At 68.5% G+C, this 14805-nt stretch carries 16 protein-coding genes; 10 read left to right on the forward strand and 6 right to left on the reverse strand.

Going from position 1 to position 14805, the window contains the following annotated elements; genetic code table 11:
• Positions 1 to 139 precede the first annotated feature (139 nt).
• From PV766_RS20570 to mnhG, 6 genes are read left to right on the forward strand one after another with little or no spacing between them, the layout of a single operon-like run.
• The gene (locus PV766_RS20570) at positions 140 to 2977 is read left to right on the forward strand and encodes a Na+/H+ antiporter subunit A (RefSeq protein ID WP_255161523.1); all 2838 of its coding nucleotides are present in this window, start codon (positions 140 to 142) and stop codon (positions 2975 to 2977) included.
• Positions 2974 to 3585, forward strand: coding sequence for a Na(+)/H(+) antiporter subunit C (locus PV766_RS20575; protein ID WP_421097760.1), 612 nt, complete (start codon positions 2974 to 2976; stop codon positions 3583 to 3585). Before PV766_RS20570 ends, PV766_RS20575 begins: the two co-directional genes overlap by 4 nt.
• Positions 3582 to 5171, forward strand: a complete 1590-nt coding sequence (locus PV766_RS20580; protein WP_016932483.1) for a Na+/H+ antiporter subunit D — start codon at positions 3582 to 3584, stop codon at positions 5169 to 5171. The genes PV766_RS20575 and PV766_RS20580 overlap by 4 nt, the downstream gene beginning before the upstream one ends.
• Positions 5171 to 5719 carry a Na+/H+ antiporter subunit E gene (locus PV766_RS20585; RefSeq protein ID WP_421097778.1) on the forward strand — a complete coding sequence of 183 codons (549 nt, stop codon included), beginning with the start codon at positions 5171 to 5173 and terminating at the stop codon, positions 5717 to 5719. The genes PV766_RS20580 and PV766_RS20585 overlap by 1 nt, the downstream gene beginning before the upstream one ends.
• Positions 5716 to 5976, forward strand: a complete 261-nt coding sequence (locus tag PV766_RS20590) for a monovalent cation/H+ antiporter complex subunit F (protein ID WP_016932485.1) — start codon at positions 5716 to 5718, stop codon at positions 5974 to 5976. Before PV766_RS20585 ends, PV766_RS20590 begins: the two co-directional genes overlap by 4 nt.
• The gene (gene mnhG / locus PV766_RS20595; RefSeq protein WP_421097761.1) at positions 5973 to 6302 is read left to right on the forward strand and encodes a monovalent cation/H(+) antiporter subunit G; all 330 of its coding nucleotides are present in this window, start codon (positions 5973 to 5975) and stop codon (positions 6300 to 6302) included. Before PV766_RS20590 ends, mnhG begins: the two co-directional genes overlap by 4 nt.
• A gap of 25 nt (positions 6303 to 6327) precedes the next feature.
• Here mnhG and PV766_RS20600 read toward each other — a convergent pair whose 3' ends face one another.
• The 4 genes from PV766_RS20600 to PV766_RS20615 all read right to left on the reverse strand — a co-directional run bounded on the left by PV766_RS20600 (position 6328) and on the right by PV766_RS20615 (position 9351).
• Positions 6328 to 7449 carry a glutamate--cysteine ligase gene (locus tag PV766_RS20600; protein ID WP_026002921.1) on the reverse strand — a complete coding sequence of 374 codons (1122 nt, stop codon included), beginning with the start codon at positions 7447 to 7449 and terminating at the stop codon, positions 6328 to 6330.
• Between the two features lie 99 nt (positions 7450 to 7548).
• Entirely contained in the window at positions 7549 to 8196 is a 648-nt protein-coding gene (locus PV766_RS20605; protein WP_064062663.1) for a superoxide dismutase family protein, read from the reverse strand.
• 91 nt (positions 8197 to 8287) lie between these two features.
• Complete coding sequence (locus PV766_RS20610) at positions 8288 to 8923, reverse strand: LytR C-terminal domain-containing protein (protein WP_421097762.1); 636 nt, start codon at positions 8921 to 8923, stop codon at positions 8288 to 8290.
• A gap of 77 nt (positions 8924 to 9000) precedes the next feature.
• A complete protein-coding gene (locus PV766_RS20615) occupies positions 9001 to 9351 on the reverse strand; it encodes a DUF3263 domain-containing protein (protein WP_016935504.1) in 351 nt (116 codons plus the stop codon).
• Between the two features lie 132 nt (positions 9352 to 9483).
• Here PV766_RS20615 and PV766_RS20620 point away from each other — a divergent pair, with 132 nt between their 5' ends.
• The 3 genes from PV766_RS20620 to PV766_RS20630 are packed head-to-tail and all read left to right on the forward strand — an operon-like array spanning position 9484 to position 11890.
• The gene (locus tag PV766_RS20620) at positions 9484 to 10080 is read left to right on the forward strand and encodes a peptide deformylase (RefSeq protein WP_064062665.1); all 597 of its coding nucleotides are present in this window, start codon (positions 9484 to 9486) and stop codon (positions 10078 to 10080) included.
• A 22-nt stretch (positions 10081 to 10102) separates the two neighbouring features.
• Positions 10103 to 11068: an N-acetylglutamate synthase, CG3035 family gene (locus PV766_RS20625; protein ID WP_421097763.1), complete on the forward strand. Its 966-nt coding sequence runs from the start codon at positions 10103 to 10105 to the stop codon at positions 11066 to 11068.
• Between the two features lie 18 nt (positions 11069 to 11086).
• On the forward strand, positions 11087 to 11890 hold the full coding sequence (locus PV766_RS20630) for an exodeoxyribonuclease III (protein WP_064062667.1): 804 nt from the start codon (positions 11087 to 11089) through the stop codon (positions 11888 to 11890).
• On the opposite strand, the gene PV766_RS20635 is transcribed toward PV766_RS20630, so the two are convergent.
• Positions 11891 to 12274: a GNAT family N-acetyltransferase gene (locus PV766_RS20635; RefSeq protein WP_064062668.1), complete on the reverse strand. Its 384-nt coding sequence runs from the start codon at positions 12272 to 12274 to the stop codon at positions 11891 to 11893.
• 157 nt (positions 12275 to 12431) lie between these two features.
• Here PV766_RS20635 and thiD point away from each other — a divergent pair, with 157 nt between their 5' ends.
• Complete coding sequence (gene thiD / locus PV766_RS20640; RefSeq protein ID WP_016934410.1) at positions 12432 to 13277, forward strand: bifunctional hydroxymethylpyrimidine kinase/phosphomethylpyrimidine kinase; 846 nt, start codon at positions 12432 to 12434, stop codon at positions 13275 to 13277.
• A 12-nt stretch (positions 13278 to 13289) separates the two neighbouring features.
• On the opposite strand, the gene PV766_RS20645 is transcribed toward thiD, so the two are convergent.
• Positions 13290 to 14762, reverse strand: a complete 1473-nt coding sequence (locus PV766_RS20645; RefSeq protein WP_421097764.1) for a M20/M25/M40 family metallo-hydrolase — start codon at positions 14760 to 14762, stop codon at positions 13290 to 13292.
• Positions 14763 to 14805: the final 43 nt, after the last annotated feature.

The following is a 14805-nucleotide window of genomic DNA, read 5'->3' on the forward strand; positions in this document are numbered from 1 at the left end:
TTGCCCGATGACGGCGAGCGGCGTGCATGTCGGGGCGATCCCCGTTTCGGCGGTGTGCCGTCCGCTGTGACGACTGCGAGTCCTATCGACCCGCAGTCCGTTTCACCCGCCGACAGGCCCGACCCCGACGGAGTGCCTTTTGATCGCCATACTCGTCGCCCATGCGGTTGCTGCTCTTCTGGCGCCGCTTCTGGTCAGAGTCATGGGGAGAAACGCATTCCTGCCGCTCGCGCTGGTGCCCCTCGCGAGTCTCGGCTGGGTCGTCACCAATTGGGGAACCGAGCAGAAACTGCAGATCGCGTGGGCTTCGACTCTGTCGATGAACATCGATCTGCGCTTCGACACGCTCGCGGCGATCATGTGCGTGCTCGTCCTGGGCATCGGCTCGCTGATCCTGCTCTACTGTTCGCGTTATTTCGAGGACGACGAGCCCCGCCTGGGAATCTTCGCCGCCGAGATGGTCGCCTTCGCGGGCGCGATGTTCGGCCTGGTCGTCAGCGACAACATGTTGCTGCTCTACATCTTCTGGGAACTGACGACCGTCCTGTCGTTCCTGCTCGTGGGCCACTACGCCGAGCGAGCGTCGAGTCGGCGCGCCGCCACCCAGGCCCTGCTCGTCACTACAGCCGGTGGCCTGGCGATGCTGGTCGGCATCATCATCCTCGGCGAGATGGTCGGCAGCTACAACCTCTCCGACGTCGTCGCCGCGGCACCCCACGGGTGGCTCGCCGGCGTAGCGGTGGTGCTCGTTCTCGTCGGCGCACTGTCGAAGTCCGCCGTCGTCCCGTTGCACTTCTGGCTGCCCGGCGCGATGGCCGCTCCCACCCCGGTCTCCGGATATCTTCACGCCGCTGCGATGGTCAAGGCCGGCATCTATCTCGTGGCCCGGCTCGCACCCGGCTTCGCCGACAGCGCAGCCTGGCGCCCCATCGTCATCGGTCTCGGTCTCGCGTCGATGATCCTCGCCGGCTGGCGGGCGTTCCGCGCCTTCGACCTCAAGCTCATCCTCGCATTCGGCACCGTCAGCCAGCTCGGTTTCCTCACGGCCCTGGTGGGCACGGGCAGCCGGGAAGCGGCGCTGGCCGGCCTGGCGATGGTCATCGCTCATGCACTGTTCAAAGCGTGCCTGTTCATGGTGGTCGGCATCATCGACCACTCCACCGGCACTCGCGACATTCGCAAACTCGCGCATCTCGGTTCCGCTGCCCCTTATCTGATGGTGATCGCGATACTCGCGGCGGCGAGCATGGCCGGACTACCGCCGTTCATCGGTTTCGTGGCGAAGGAAGCCGCGCTGGAGTCGGCTCTGGTGGCCGAGGTGCTGCCCGACTGGGCACGGATCGCCATGACCGCGGGCATCGTGGTGGGTTCGATCCTCACCCTCGCGTACAGCATCCGGTTCATCTGGGGCGCCTTCGGCCGCAAGCAGCTCAAACGGCCGAGCCCCTCGGTGCAGAACCTGCACGCCCCCGGACCGCTGCTGCTCACCGCGCCGAGCGTCCTCGCGTTCGCCGGTCTCGCCGCGGGCTTCGCGAGCTCGTGGATCGATCACCTGATCGCCCCCTACGCCGACGAACTGCCCACCGACCTCGCGAAGCCGTACCACCTTGCGTTGTGGCACGGATTCACTCTGCCGCTCGGCCTGACCGTCGTGGTGATCGCGGGTGGCACGGCGCTGTTCCTCGCGCACCGCACCATCGCGCGCCTGCGCTTCGAGCATCCCCCGCTCGGCAACGCCGACCGGATGTACGACGCGACCCTGCAGGGCATGGACACCCTGTCCCTGCGCCTGACCGCCTTCCTGCAGCGCGGTTCGCTGCCGCTGACCCAGGCGACGATCCTCGTCACCCTGGTGGCACTCCCGACCGTGCTGATGTTCTTCTTCGGAACGAGCGTGATGCCCGCGACACGCGCATGGGACTCGGTCTGGCAGCTCGCCGTGGGACTGCTCATGATCGTCGCCGCGATCACGACGACGATACTGCGCAACCGCCTCGCCGCCCTGCTGGTCGTCGGCGTGACCGGCTACGGGCTCGGGGTGCTGTTCGCGCTCCAGGGCGCCCCCGACCTCGCGCTCACCCAGTTCCTCGTCGAGACCGTCACCCTCGTGATGTTCGTGCTGGTCCTGCGCAAGCTGCCCGCCGAGACCGACCCGGCTGCGGTGATGGGCAGCAAGTTCGCCCGCGCCCTGCTCGGCATCGCGGTCGGTGCGGTAGTCGTCGGCATCGGCGCCTACGCGGTCGCGGCACGCACCACCGATCCGATCTCGCTGCTGCTGCCCGATGCCGCCTACTACGGTGGCGACGGCAAGAACGTCGTCAACGTCCTGCTCGTCGACATCCGCGCCTGGGACACCCTGGGCGAGATCTCGGTGCTGCTGGTCGCCGCGACCGGCGTGGCCAGCCTGGTGTTCCGCACCCGCCGCTTCGGCACCGCCCCGCGTGTGGCGGATGCTCCCGCAGCGCAGCTCGACGCGGTTTCCGCCAGCAACGAGACGACCTGGCTGCTCGGCGGCGATCTCATCGATCCGCGCTACCGCTCGCTGGTCCTCGAGGTCACCACCCGGCTGGTCTTCCCCACCCTGATGATTCTGTCGGTGTACTTCTTCTTCTCCGGGCACAACGCTCCCGGTGGCGGCTTCGCGGGCGGTCTCGTCGCCGGTCTCGCGCTCGTCCTGAGGTACCTGGCCGGCGGACGCTACGAGCTCGGAGAGGCGGTTCCCATCGACGCCGGCAAGATCCTCGGCCTCGGACTCACCTTCGCCGCCGGAACGGCACTGGTATCGATGTTCCTCGGCGCCCCGGCGCTGTCGTCCGCCACGGTCGAGTTGACCCTGCCGGTGCTCGGTGACATCAAACTCGTGACCGCGTTGTTCTTCGACCTGGGGGTGTATCTCATCGTGGTCGGCCTGATCCTGGACGTGTTGCGCAGCCTCGGTGCGCGCCTCGACGCCGAGACCGTGGGTGAGAGCCGATGACCGCGAACATCACGCTCCTCGCCGTCGTCGGTGTACTCGTCGCGTCCGGTGTGTACCTGCTGCTCGAACGCAGCATCATCAAGATGCTGCTGGGCCTGTTGCTGGCCGGCAACGGCATCAACCTGCTGTTGCTCACCCTCGGCGGTCCCGCGGGCCATGCCCCGATCGTCGGCGTCGAGAGCAACCTGAACGAGGGCATGGCCGATCCCCTCGCCCAGGCGATGATCCTCACCGCGATCGTGATCACGATGGGTATCGCAGCCTTCGTCCTGGCACTGACCTACCGCTCCTACACCTTCCGGGCACGTGACGAGATCGAGAACGACCCCGAGGACACCCTCGTGTCGAAGCGACGCAGCATCGCCGACCTGCCCTCGCGCGACCGATCCGACGACCCCCTCACCGGCATCCCGAGCAAGGGCGGTGACGCGTTCGACGCCGAGGGCAATCCCATCCCGCTCGACCAGCTCAAGAACATCGAGGATCTCGAGGCGTACGAGGATCTGCACGACGGGGATTTCGACGATCCCACCGACTCGGCCTACGCCCGGAACCGCGACGAGACGGACCGGAACCACGAGAGCACCGGAAAGGGGGAACGCCGATGAACCTCGGTGTCGCGAACCTCGTTCCCCTTCCCGTGCTCGTCCCGCTGCTGGCCGCGGCTGCCACACTGATCGTCGGCCGGCGTCCCCGCGCCCAGCGGTGGATCACCGTCGTCGCGCTGGTCGCCTCCCTCGTGGTGTGTGCGGCCCTGCTGTACTACGCCGACGCCGACGGCATCGCCGTACTCCAGATCGGCGGGTGGGAAGCGCCGATCGGCATCTCGCTGGTCGTCGACCGTCTGTCCGCGTTGATGCTGGTCGTCTCGGCGATCGTGCTGCTGGCGGTGATGCTGTTCGCCGTCGGTCAGGGTATCCACGACGGCAACGAGCAACAGCCCGTCTCGATCTTCCTGCCGACCTATCTGGCGCTCACCGCGGGCGTCAACATCGCCTTCCTCGCCGGTGACCTGTTCAACCTCTTCGTCGGCTTCGAAGTGCTGCTCGCCGCATCGTTCGTCCTGCTGACCCTGGGTGCGAGCGCCGACCGCGTACGCGCCGGCGTCTCGTACGTCATGGTCTCGATGGTGTCCTCGCTGATCTTCCTGCTGGGCATCGCCTTCGCCTACGCCGCCACGGGCACCCTGAACCTCGCCCAGATGGCGCTGCGGATGGACGAGATCACACCGGGCACCCGGGCGGCGATCTTCGGCGTGCTGCTCGTGGCCTTCGGCATCAAGGCCGCGGTGTTCCCGCTGTCGTCGTGGCTGCCCGACTCCTATCCCACCGCCCCGGCCCCGGTCACGGCGGTCTTCGCCGGGCTGCTGACGAAGGTCGGTGTCTACGCGATCATCCGGGCGCACACTCTGCTGTTCCCGGGGGGCGAACTCGACGACGTCCTGCTCGTCGCCGGGCTGCTCACGATGATCGTCGGCATTCTCGGTGCGATCGCGCAGAACGACACCAAGCGTCTGCTGTCCTTCACTCTCGTCAGCCATATCGGGTACATGGTCTTCGGTGTCGCCCTGTCGTCGCAGACCGGCCTCGCGGGAGCCGTCTTCTATGTGGGGCACCACATCCTCGTGCAGACCACACTGTTCCTCGTGGTGGGTCTCATCGAACGCCAGGCCGGATCGGCGTCCCTGCGTCGCCTGGGCAGTCTCGCGGTCATGAGTCCGCTGCTGGCGGTCCTGTTCCTCATCCCGGCGCTCAACCTGGGCGGTATCCCGCCGTTCTCCGGATTCATCGGGAAAGTGGCCCTGTTGCAGGCCGGCGCGCAGAACGGATCCGTCCTCGCCTGGATCCTCGTGGGTGGCGGTGTGCTGACCAGCCTGCTGACGCTGTACGTCGTCGCCCGGATCTGGACGAAGGCATTCTGGCGGGCTCGCGCCGACGCACCCGAGGGCGACCTCGCCGACATCGGTCCGTCGGCCCTGATCGACGAATCCACCACGGACATCTCCTTCGAGGACCGCCCCGACGTCGGTCGGATGCCGGCCGCGATGCTCGTCCCCACGATCGGGCTCGTCGTGATCGGCGTGTCGTTGACGGTCTTCGCCGGTCCGCTGCTCGACATCAGCAACCGTGCCGCCGAGAACCTGCGCGACCGCTCGGTGTACATCCAGGCCGTACTGGGGGGTGAGCAGGAATGATGAAACGCGCCAATGTCCTGCGGCTGTTCGTTCTGGGATGGACGACCCTGGTCTGGGTGCTGCTGTGGGGCACCTTCAGCATCGCCAACATCCTCGGTGGCATGGTCGTCTCGCTCGTCGTGATGTTCGTGCTGCCGCTGCCGCGCGTGCCCGTCGAAGGTCGCGTGCACGTGGGGGCCGCCCTGCGCCTCGGTGCGGTGATCTTCGTGGAGACGATCCGCTCGACGATCAACGTGGCCTGGCTCGCGATCCGGCCGGCACCGCCGCCGGTCACCGGTGTGCTGCGCTGCCGGCTCATCATCAAGTCCGACCTCGTGCTGACCTTGTGGACGGACATCATGAACAACATCCCGGGCACCATGGTGCTCGAGATCGACCAGTTACGGCGGATCATGTACGTGCACGTCCTCGACGTGAGTACCGACAAGGCCGTGACCGACTTCTACCGTTCCGCCCGGTTGATCGAACACCTGCTCATCCGGACTTTCGAACGCGAGTCGGAGTGGCAGGCCAGCCCCTGGCGCAGCGGAACGGAGGAGCTGACATGACCGTGGCACTCGTGATCGCCGGGGCGCTGTTGTTCGTCTCCGCGCTTCTGATCACCTACCGAGTCATCGCAGGTCCCAACTCTCTCGACCGGCTCGTCGGCCTCGATGCGCTGCTCGCGCTGGGGATCTGCGGGATCGCGATCTGGGCGGTGTACACGCGCGACACCACGGTGCTGCCGGCGACGGTGGCGCTGTCGCTGGTCGGCTTCATCGGTTCGGTGTCCGTGGCTCGATTCCGGGTGCGTGACGAACAATGACAACCGTCCTCGACACCTTCGCCCACATCCTGATCATCCTCGGCACGGTGATCTCGCTGACCGCCGCGATCGGCGTGGTCCGTTTCCGCGACACCCTGTCGCGCATGCATCCGGCCACCAAGCCGCAGGTGGTGGGTCTGTTGTTCGTGCTGGGTGGCGCGATGATCATCCTGCGCAGTTCCGTCGACATCTGGATGATGGCGCTGGCGGGCATGTTCATGGTCCTCACGGCACCGGTGATCGCGCACCGCGTCGGTCGCGTCGCCTACCGGGAGCAGCTCGGTCGCGACGGCCTGCTCGACGAGGACGCTCCCGGCGGAGGCTGACGGTGATCGGCCGGTTCTCGACCGATCACTGCTCGAGTTCCTCCACGAGCGAGTCCACCACCGCGACGAGATCGCCGTCCGTCTGCTCCGCGATCCGCCGCTGACGCTGGTAGGACGCTCCCCGCACCGGGATGTCCGCGACCCGCGCGAGTTCGTCGGCGCATCCGAGCCGTACCGCGGTGGGCATGATCTGCTCGAGCAGATCGTTCAGGTCGTCGGTGACGAGCCGTTCGGTACACACCGGGTCGAGGATGACCTCGGCATCGAGTCCGTACCGCGCCGCACGCCACTTGTTCTCCTTGACGTGCCACGGTTGCAGCACAGGAAGTTCCTCACCCCGCTCGAGACGTTCGTCGAAGTAGACGACGAGTGAATGCACGAACGCGACGAGGGCGGCCAGTTCGGCGCGGTTGGTGATGCCGTCGAAGACCCGGACCTCGAGGGTGCCCCATTTCGGCGCGGGCCTGATGTCCCAGTGCATGCCTCCGGGATGGCTGATGACACCGGACTCGAGCTGGTCGGCGATGAATTCCGCGTACTGCGGCCAGTCGGCGAAGTGATAGGGCAGGCCGGCAGTCGGCAACTGCTGGAACATCAGCGCACGGTTGCTCGCGTAGCCGGTGTCGTAGCCCGCCCAGATCGGCGACGAGGCCGACAACGCGAGCATGTGGGGATATTTCACGAGCATGGCATTGAGGATCGGGATGATCTTCTCCGCGGAGGAGACTCCCACGTGGACGTGCACTCCCCAGATGAGCATCTGCCGTCCCCACCAGCGGGTGCGGTTGATCATCTCCTCGTAGTCCGGGGAGGGTGTGACGGTCTGGTCGGTCCACTGCGCGAACGGATGGGTGCCGGCACACATCAGGTCCACTCCGAGCGGATCGGCGGCGCGGCGCAGCAACGACAGCGACTCGGACAGATCGTCGACGGCCTCGGCGACGGTGTCGTGTACACCGGTGACGAGTTCGACGGTGTTGCGCAGGAACTCCTTGGTCAGCCGCGGGGTCTCCCCGGCGATCTCCTCCACCCTGTCGAAGACGACCGCCGCGCTGTTCGAGAGATCGCGGGTGGTCTTGTCCACCAGAGCGATCTCCCATTCCACGCCGATCGTGGGACGAGGTGATCCCGGAAACGCGACTGCCACGTCTCGATCCAACCACAGGGCCCCGCCGACGGATGTCCGTCGCGGGGCCCTGTGTCAGGAATTACCCGGGTACCGAGCTTCAGGGGATTCGGCCCCTGCTCACCCGATGACGCCGCATGCGAGGCGGGCGCCGAGGTTGTCCTGGTGCACGACCACAGAGGCGCCGTCCTCACCTTCGAGGTCCTCGAGGCCGAAGGCCGAGGTGGTGACGGTGGCGGTGGCGGTACCGTCCTCGTGGACGACGAGCGAGACCAGGTCGCCGCTCTCCGGGACGGAGGTGTTGCCACCGGCCTGCAGGTGGGCACCGGCCGACAGGAAGGCGCCGGGCTCGCCGCCGTTCGGCGCGGTGGACTGGGGCTCGCACCGGCCGAACTCGTGGATGTGGACACCGTGGTAGCCGGGCTCGAGACCCTCGACCTCGATGGTCACCTCGACGTCGCCGCCGTTCTCGGCGAACGACACGGTGCCGGCCGAGGCACCGTCGACCGTGGTCAGCTCGGCGGTGAGCGCAGCGGCGGAAGCTGCAGCAGCACCACCGGCCGGCGACTCGCTTCCGCCCTCGGTGCCCTGGTCGTCGCCGTGGGCCTCGGAAGCGGGCGCGGCGGATCCCGTCCACACCGGCGGAGTCGTCCCCGGCTCGGTGCTCGCCTCCTCGCTGTTCGAGCACGCAGTCAGGCCCACCGCGGCGATCGCGACGATCGGGGCCAGAGCACGCCAGGACATGCGACGGGTGGAACTGGAGACCATCAAACCGCTCCTTCGAAGTGCCGAAAAGTCACCCGATCATAACCGGGCGTCTCCGGCGCCCACCCGGTGGCGGACCGACACGGTTCCGGCGCTAACGCGAAGTGACGATGACGATCACTCCGGGGGCGGCGTCGCGGATGCCCTCGAAGCGCGGTTGCGCGGTCACACCGAGCGACTCGGCGACGGCTGTCGCGGTCTGCTGCTCTCCGGGAGACGACCCGTAGAACACCGAGGTCTGCGGGAGCAGGCCCTCGCTGTAGTTGCCCGTTTCACTGATGGTGTATCCCTCGTCCTCGAGGTAGGCCGCGGTCTGCGCGGCGAGGCCCGCGACCTCCGAGTTGTTGAACACGCGTATCGGAGCCGTCGCGGCCGGAGACGTGCCGGCGGCGAGCGAGGTTCCACTCGCCGCGGGCAGGGAGGGAACCGAGGACACGGCAGCGGAGGTGCTCGCGCCGGCCGGCGCCGGGGCGGACGTAGCCCCGTTCCCGGCAGCAGGCGCGGAGGGCACCGCGGCCGAGCGCGGAGAGGGCGCGGCCGGTGCGGCAGTGGTCGTGGGTGCGGCCGTGGGAGCAGGCTCGTCGTCCGAATTACCCAGGGAGGCGAAACCCAGACCGGCGAACAGGATGCCCAGGGCGATCAGGACCATCGCGAACGCACGCAGAGGCGGTCCCGAGGGTGTGGGCGCGCGGCTGGGGATCTCGGGGGTTCTGCTCACGACCTCGACCATAGTTGCCCGAGCACACACAGCGCTGCCGACCGGCCGTGCGTGTCGACTTCGCCGTGTCCTCCTACGAGGTGCCCGGACTAACGGGTGTCGAAACCGAGACGGCGGGCCGCGCGGGCCTTCTGACGGCTCGCACGCAACCGCCGCAGCCGCTTGACCAGCATGGGATCGGCGGCGAGCGCCTCGGGACGATCCACCAGGGCATTGAGCACCTGGTAGTAGCGGGTGGCGGAGAGACCGAAGAGTTCCTTGATGGCGTCCTCCTTGGCACCCGCGTACTTCCACCACTGCCGTTCGAACGCCAGGATGTCGAGATCGCGACGGCTCAGGCCGTTCGCCTCGTCGCCGGTGGGCTCCTGCGCGAGTGCGCCGTCGCCCTGCGGGGACACGAGATCGGACCGGTCGTTGCCGTGCGCTGCTGCGCCGTCCATTTCCCTCCTCGACTGACTGGATCACACCGTGACGAAGAGTCCTTGCGTCTCGGCGGAAGTCATTCAACCACGGGGTAGGGACACGTACCGGTCCGAGAACGCCGCGAGTCCGTCCCATTATCCTGTGTCACCATGGCCATTCTTCCGATCGTCATCGTCGGCGACCCCGTCCTGCACAATCCCACCCGGCCGGTGACCGAGTCACCCGCCGAACTCGCCGAGCTGATCGCCGACATGTTCGAGACGATGGACGCGGCCAACGGCGTCGGACTCGCCGCCAACCAGGTCGGCGTCGGCAAGCGACTGTTCGTCTACGACTGCCCCGACCGCGACGGGTCCGGCTCGGTCGTCCGGCGACGCGGCGTCGTCGTCAACCCGGTCCTCGAGACCTCCGAGATCCCCGAGACCATGCCCGACCCCGAGGACGATCTCGAGGGCTGCCTGTCCGTGCCCGGCGAGAACTTCCCCACCGGACGCGCCGACTGGGCGAAGGTCACCGGCACCGACGAGAACGGGGAGCCCGTCGAGATCGAGGGCCACGGTTTCTTCGCCCGCATGCTGCAGCACGAGGTCGGGCATCTCGACGGTTTCCTGTACGTCGACGTGCTGATCGGGCGCAACGCCCGCGCCGCGAAGAAGACCATCAAGCGGGCCGGATGGGGTGTTCCGGGCCTGACCTGGCTGCCGGGTTCGGTGGAGGACCCGTTCGGCCACGACGAGGACGACTGACGAGACGACCGGCGAACCGTCGATGACGACCGACCGTCCGGCCGCACCCGTACCCCTCGGCACCCGGGTGGTGCTGCGGTACCGCCTGCCCGCCGGCTACAGCCACCCGATGACCGACGTCATCGGCGAACTCGTCTCCGTCGAGCCGGTGGTCGCGGTGCGCAGCGCCGACGGTCGTGTCGTCCAGGTGTCCCCCGCCTCGGTCGTCGCTCTCAAACCGATCGCGGCGCGGCCCATCCGCGTCTCGGAGATCCGTGCGCTCGAACACGCCGCCGCGGCGGGGTGGCCCGGTCTGGAGTCGGATTGGGTGGACGGGTGGCTCGTGCGGGCCGGGCACGGCTTCACCCGGCGCGCCAACTCGGCGACGCCGCTGGGTGAACGCGGGACCGTGGCCGATCCCGCCGATCCGGCCGTGCGGGCCCGGCTGCGCGGATGGTTCGCGGCACGCGGACTGCCGCTGCGGCTGTCGGTGCCCGATCGGCTCGGCCGGATCCCCGAGGGCTGGCCGACCTCGGAGCCGGTGCTCGTGATGGGAGCCGACCTCGCGAACGTGCCGCTGCCCCCAGAGCCCACCCCGGTCACCATCACCGACCGGCCGGATGCCGACTGGATGTCGCTCCACCGGACCGGTGACGATCCGGCGGTCGCGCAGGACGTGCTCGGCGCGGTGGCCGCGGGCATCCTCGGGTTCGGCCGTATCGGGGCGCCCGGGCAGCCGCCCCTGGCGATCTGCCGCGCGGCGGTCACCGACGCCCCGGACGGACGCCGCTGGGTGGGCCTGTCGGCCGTGGAGGTCGCACCCGAGCACCGGCGCCGCGGACTCGGCACGCTCGTGTGCGGCGCCGTCCTGCACTGGGCCCGCGAGCAGGGCGCGACCCACGCATACCTGCAGGTCGAGGAGTCGAACACAGCGGCCCGCGCCCTGTACCGCGAACTCGGCTTCGTCGACCACCACCGCTACCGGTATGCCTCCGAACCCGTCGGATAGGTCACCTACAGTGGGCGTGTGCGCCTTGCTACCTGGAATGTGAACTCCGTCCGTGCCCGTACCGACCGCATCCTCGACTGGCTGCAGCGAACCGGCACGGATGTGCTCGCGATGCAGGAAACCAAGTGCAAGGACGAGCAGTTCCCCCACGAGCGTTTCGAGGAACTCGGCTACCGGGTGGCGCACGTCGGGCTGAGCCAGTGGAACGGTGTGGCCATCGCCTCGCGGGTGGGCCTCGACGACGTGCAGATCGGATTCGACGACCAGCCCGGTTTCTCCAAGGACCCGGAGGCCGAACCCGCACTCGAGGCGCGGGCGATCGGCGCGACGTGCGCGGGTGTGCGCGTGTGGAGCCTGTACGTCCCCAACGGCCGCGACCTGCACGACCCGCACTACACCTACAAGCTCGACTGGCTCGCCAAGCTGCGCGCCGACGCCCACGGCTGGGCAACTGCGGCTCCCGAGCAGCCCATCGCCCTGGTCGGCGACTGGAACGTCGCCCCCACCGACGACGACGTGTGGGATCCGGCCTTCTTCGAGGGCAAGACGCACACCTCGCAGCCCGAGCGCGACGCCTTCCACGCGTTCGCCGAGGTCGGCTACACCGATGTGGTCCGTCCGTACGCCCCCGGCCCCGGGGTGTACACCTACTGGGATTACACCCAGCTGCGATTCCCCAAGAAGCAGGGCATGCGGATCGATTTCGTCCTCGGGTCGCCGGCCTTCACGGCGCGCGTGACCGGCGCCGAGATCGACCGCAACGAGCGCAAGGGCAAGGGCGCGAGCGACCACGCCCCGGTGATCGTCGACCTCGAGGTCTGATCAGGCCTTGCGGGCGGGCACCTTACGCTGCCGATCGTTACGCTGCGGTTCCTTGCGATGCGGCTCGAGGGGCACGACGACGTCGCGGTAGTTCTCGTGCGAGGCGAGGAACCGCTGCACATAGGTGCACACCGGCCGCACCCGCCAACCTCGCCGGCGCGCGAGATCGAGCGACCCGCCGACGAGGACGGCCGCGAGACCACGATGACCGAAGTCTTCGACGATCACGGTGTGCATGAAGTCGACGACCGGCGGGTTCGGTGCCGGAGCGCGTTCGAAGTCGTAGTACCCCAGGATGCCGACGAGGTCACCGTTGAGGCGCAGTTCGAACCGGTTCTGGTCGGCATTGTCCACCACGTCGAGGTCCGGCGAACTCGTGTTCATGAGCGCCTCCAAAAGCGTCTTGCGTAATCGAACTGTGACCTGTGCCACTATAGAACACTGAGGGGTGAACCGCCGGTAACGCTGTCGTGTTTCGCAACGGGAGCCCGCCTCAGCGCCGCCCGGCCGTGATCGAACACACCCTCGGTAGGGTGTCTGCGTGGAACTTCTGCCCTTGTCGCCCCGAGGCGAGACCCCGGTTCGAGCCCTCACCATCGCCGGCACCGACTCCGGAGGTGGAGCCGGCATCCAGGCCGATTCGCGCACGATGGCGATGTGCGGTGTGCACGCATGCGTCGCGGTCGCGGCCGTCACGGTCCAGAACTCGGTCGGGGTCCGCGGGTTCCACGAGATTCCCGCCGAGATCGTCGCCGATCAGGTGCGCTGCGTGGTCGAGGACATCGGCGTGTCCGCGGCGAAGACGGGCATGCTCGCCTCCACGCAGATCATCGAGGCCGTCGCCCAGGTGTGCTGCGAGGTGGGCATCGGCCGCGACCAGGCGGTGCCGCTCGTCGTCGACCCGGTGTGCGCGTCCATGCACGGCGATCCACTGCTGCACGCCGATGCGCTCGACGCGATCCGCGGTGTGCTCGTCCCCCTCGCCACCGTCGTCACCCCCAACCTCGACGAGGTACGGCTGATCACCAGCATCGACGTCGTCGACGACGCATCGGCCCGCCGCGCCGCCGAAGCCCTGCACGCGCTCGGCGCCCGGTGGGTGATCGTCAAGGGCGGCCATCTGCGCAGCTCGGCGATGAGCACCGATCTGCTGTTCGACGGCGACCGTTTCCTCGAGTTCAGCACGCCTCGCATCGACACCGGCAACGATCACGGCGGCGGCGATACGCTCGCGGCCGCGATCACCTCGGCCCTCGCCCACGGCCGGTCGGTGCCCGAAGCCGTCGAGTTCGCGAAGGAATGGATCACGAAGTGCCTCGAGTGGGCCTACGACCTCGGGCACGGCCACGGACCGGTCAACCCCTTGTGGCGCCTGCACGAGCGCTGACGACGCCCTCCCTCACTCGGTGAACTCGGCGCGTACCTGTGCTCGCCGGTCGCCGGTGGGGACCCCGTCGGGTCCGTCGACCGAGTTCGCGTAGACGGCCGTGCCGTAGGCGACTGCGGCGGCCGCTGCCGCGAACGCGTCGCGGTCGATGCCGGCCAGGGTGTCCTCGGGAGTGTGATAGTTCGGGTCGAAGGGCTGGTCGGCGGTGCCACCCCACAGCTCGGCCTGCTCGGGGGTCTTGACGTCGTCGGCACCGGTGAACACCCCGCCCGCGGGGATACCGGAGGCGACGAACGGACCGTAATCGGAACGACCGTCGAAATCCGTTCCTCCGACGTCGATTCCGCGTTCGTCGAAGAACTGCGCGAAGGTCCGTTCGATCCCCGCCGAGCCCTCCGGCCCGGGTCCCTCGCCGACGGCATCGGAGTCGTCGCCGTCGAACACCAGATACCCGGCGTTGGGTGAGCCGAGCATGTCGAAGTTCAGGTACAGCGCGATGTCGAGTCGCTCCTCCTCGGACAGCGACTCGACGTACCTGGTGGAGCCCACCAGCCCGACCTCCTCGGCGCCCCAGAACGCGAACCGCACGGCGTTGGTCACTCCCGGTTCGCTGCCGAGTTGCAGCGCGGTTTCGAGGACGGCGGCGACGCCGGTGCCGTTGTCGTTGATCCCCGGCCCTTCGGGCACACTGTCGAGGTGCGCGCCGACGACGATCACGTCGTCGGTCGAGCCGGTGCGGGTCTGGGCGATCACATTGCGTGACTTCTGATCCTCGGTGCGGGTCTCGAGCGTCATCGTCACGGTGGTCGCGGCGGAGAGACGCTCCGCGTCGGCCCCGGCCACACCCCCGACCGGGATACGGGGGTTCGACTCCGCCCCGAGACCGGCGGCGTCGAGCGGGCCGTCCTCGTTGTTGGCGACGATCAGTGCGGCCGCTCCCCGGTCGGCGGCGACCTGCTCCTTCACGGCGAAGGTGCACACGCCGCGATCGACGATCACCACCGCGCCGGTCGCGTCGACCCCGTCGTAATCGGTGGGTTCGCACCCGGGGGTGCCGTCGGGGGCGATCCGCACGACGCGCGCGGTGAGTCCGTCCGGTCCCGTCGACGGCGACATGCCGAGTGCGCTCACCCCCATCGGGTCCCCGTCGACGACGAGCTGCTCGTTCTCGACCGCGAACAGCGTCGAATCGAACTCCGGTGTCTGCACGTCGAATCCGGCGTCGCGCAGAGCTCCGGCGACGTAATCGACGCTCGCGTCGTAACCGGCGGTACCGAGCGCACGGTTGCCGTCGTTCTCGCCGGCGATGCGTTCGAGCTCCGTCAGGTGCGTCGTGACGGCGTCGAGTTGCACGGCGTCGGCGAGTACCGCCGGATCCACGGGCGGCGCCTCCACCTCCCCTTCCGAACATCCCGCCGTCAGGAGTACTCCGGCGGCGAGCAGAGCCGCTCCCCGTATGCCGTATCTCGCCCGCGCCCGCGCCATCGTCCGAGCGTACAAAAAAGCACTGCGCCGCACGGGGAATCCG

The organism is Rhodococcus sp. As11, assembly GCF_048957735.1.
In the GTDB taxonomy this organism is placed as follows: domain Bacteria; phylum Actinomycetota; class Actinomycetes; order Mycobacteriales; family Mycobacteriaceae; genus Rhodococcus; species Rhodococcus gordoniae.

Excerpts from the sequence above, each read along its gene's own strand:
- PV766_RS20575 (WP_421097760.1), top strand. The coding sequence starts at position 2,974 with ATGACCGCGAACATCACGCTCCTCGCCGTCGTCGGTGTACTCGTCGCG.
- PV766_RS20580 (WP_016932483.1), top strand. The coding sequence starts at position 3,582 with ATGAACCTCGGTGTCGCGAACCTCGTTCCCCTTCCCGTGCTCGTCCCG.
- PV766_RS20585 (WP_421097778.1), top strand. The coding sequence starts at position 5,171 with ATGAAACGCGCCAATGTCCTGCGGCTGTTCGTTCTGGGATGGACGACC.
- PV766_RS20590 (WP_016932485.1), top strand. The coding sequence starts at position 5,716 with ATGACCGTGGCACTCGTGATCGCCGGGGCGCTGTTGTTCGTCTCCGCG.
- mnhG (WP_421097761.1), top strand. The coding sequence starts at position 5,973 with ATGACAACCGTCCTCGACACCTTCGCCCACATCCTGATCATCCTCGGC.
- PV766_RS20605 (WP_064062663.1), bottom strand. The coding sequence starts at position 8,196 with ATGGTCTCCAGTTCCACCCGTCGCATGTCCTGGCGTGCTCTGGCCCCG.
- PV766_RS20610 (WP_421097762.1), bottom strand. The coding sequence starts at position 8,923 with ATGGTCGAGGTCGTGAGCAGAACCCCCGAGATCCCCAGCCGCGCGCCC.
- PV766_RS20615 (WP_016935504.1), bottom strand. The coding sequence starts at position 9,351 with ATGGACGGCGCAGCAGCGCACGGCAACGACCGGTCCGATCTCGTGTCC.
- PV766_RS20620 (WP_064062665.1), top strand. The coding sequence starts at position 9,484 with ATGGCCATTCTTCCGATCGTCATCGTCGGCGACCCCGTCCTGCACAAT.
- PV766_RS20625 (WP_421097763.1), top strand. The coding sequence starts at position 10,103 with ATGACGACCGACCGTCCGGCCGCACCCGTACCCCTCGGCACCCGGGTG.
- PV766_RS20635 (WP_064062668.1), bottom strand. The coding sequence starts at position 12,274 with ATGAACACGAGTTCGCCGGACCTCGACGTGGTGGACAATGCCGACCAG.
- PV766_RS20645 (WP_421097764.1), bottom strand. The coding sequence starts at position 14,762 with ATGGCGCGGGCGCGGGCGAGATACGGCATACGGGGAGCGGCTCTGCTC.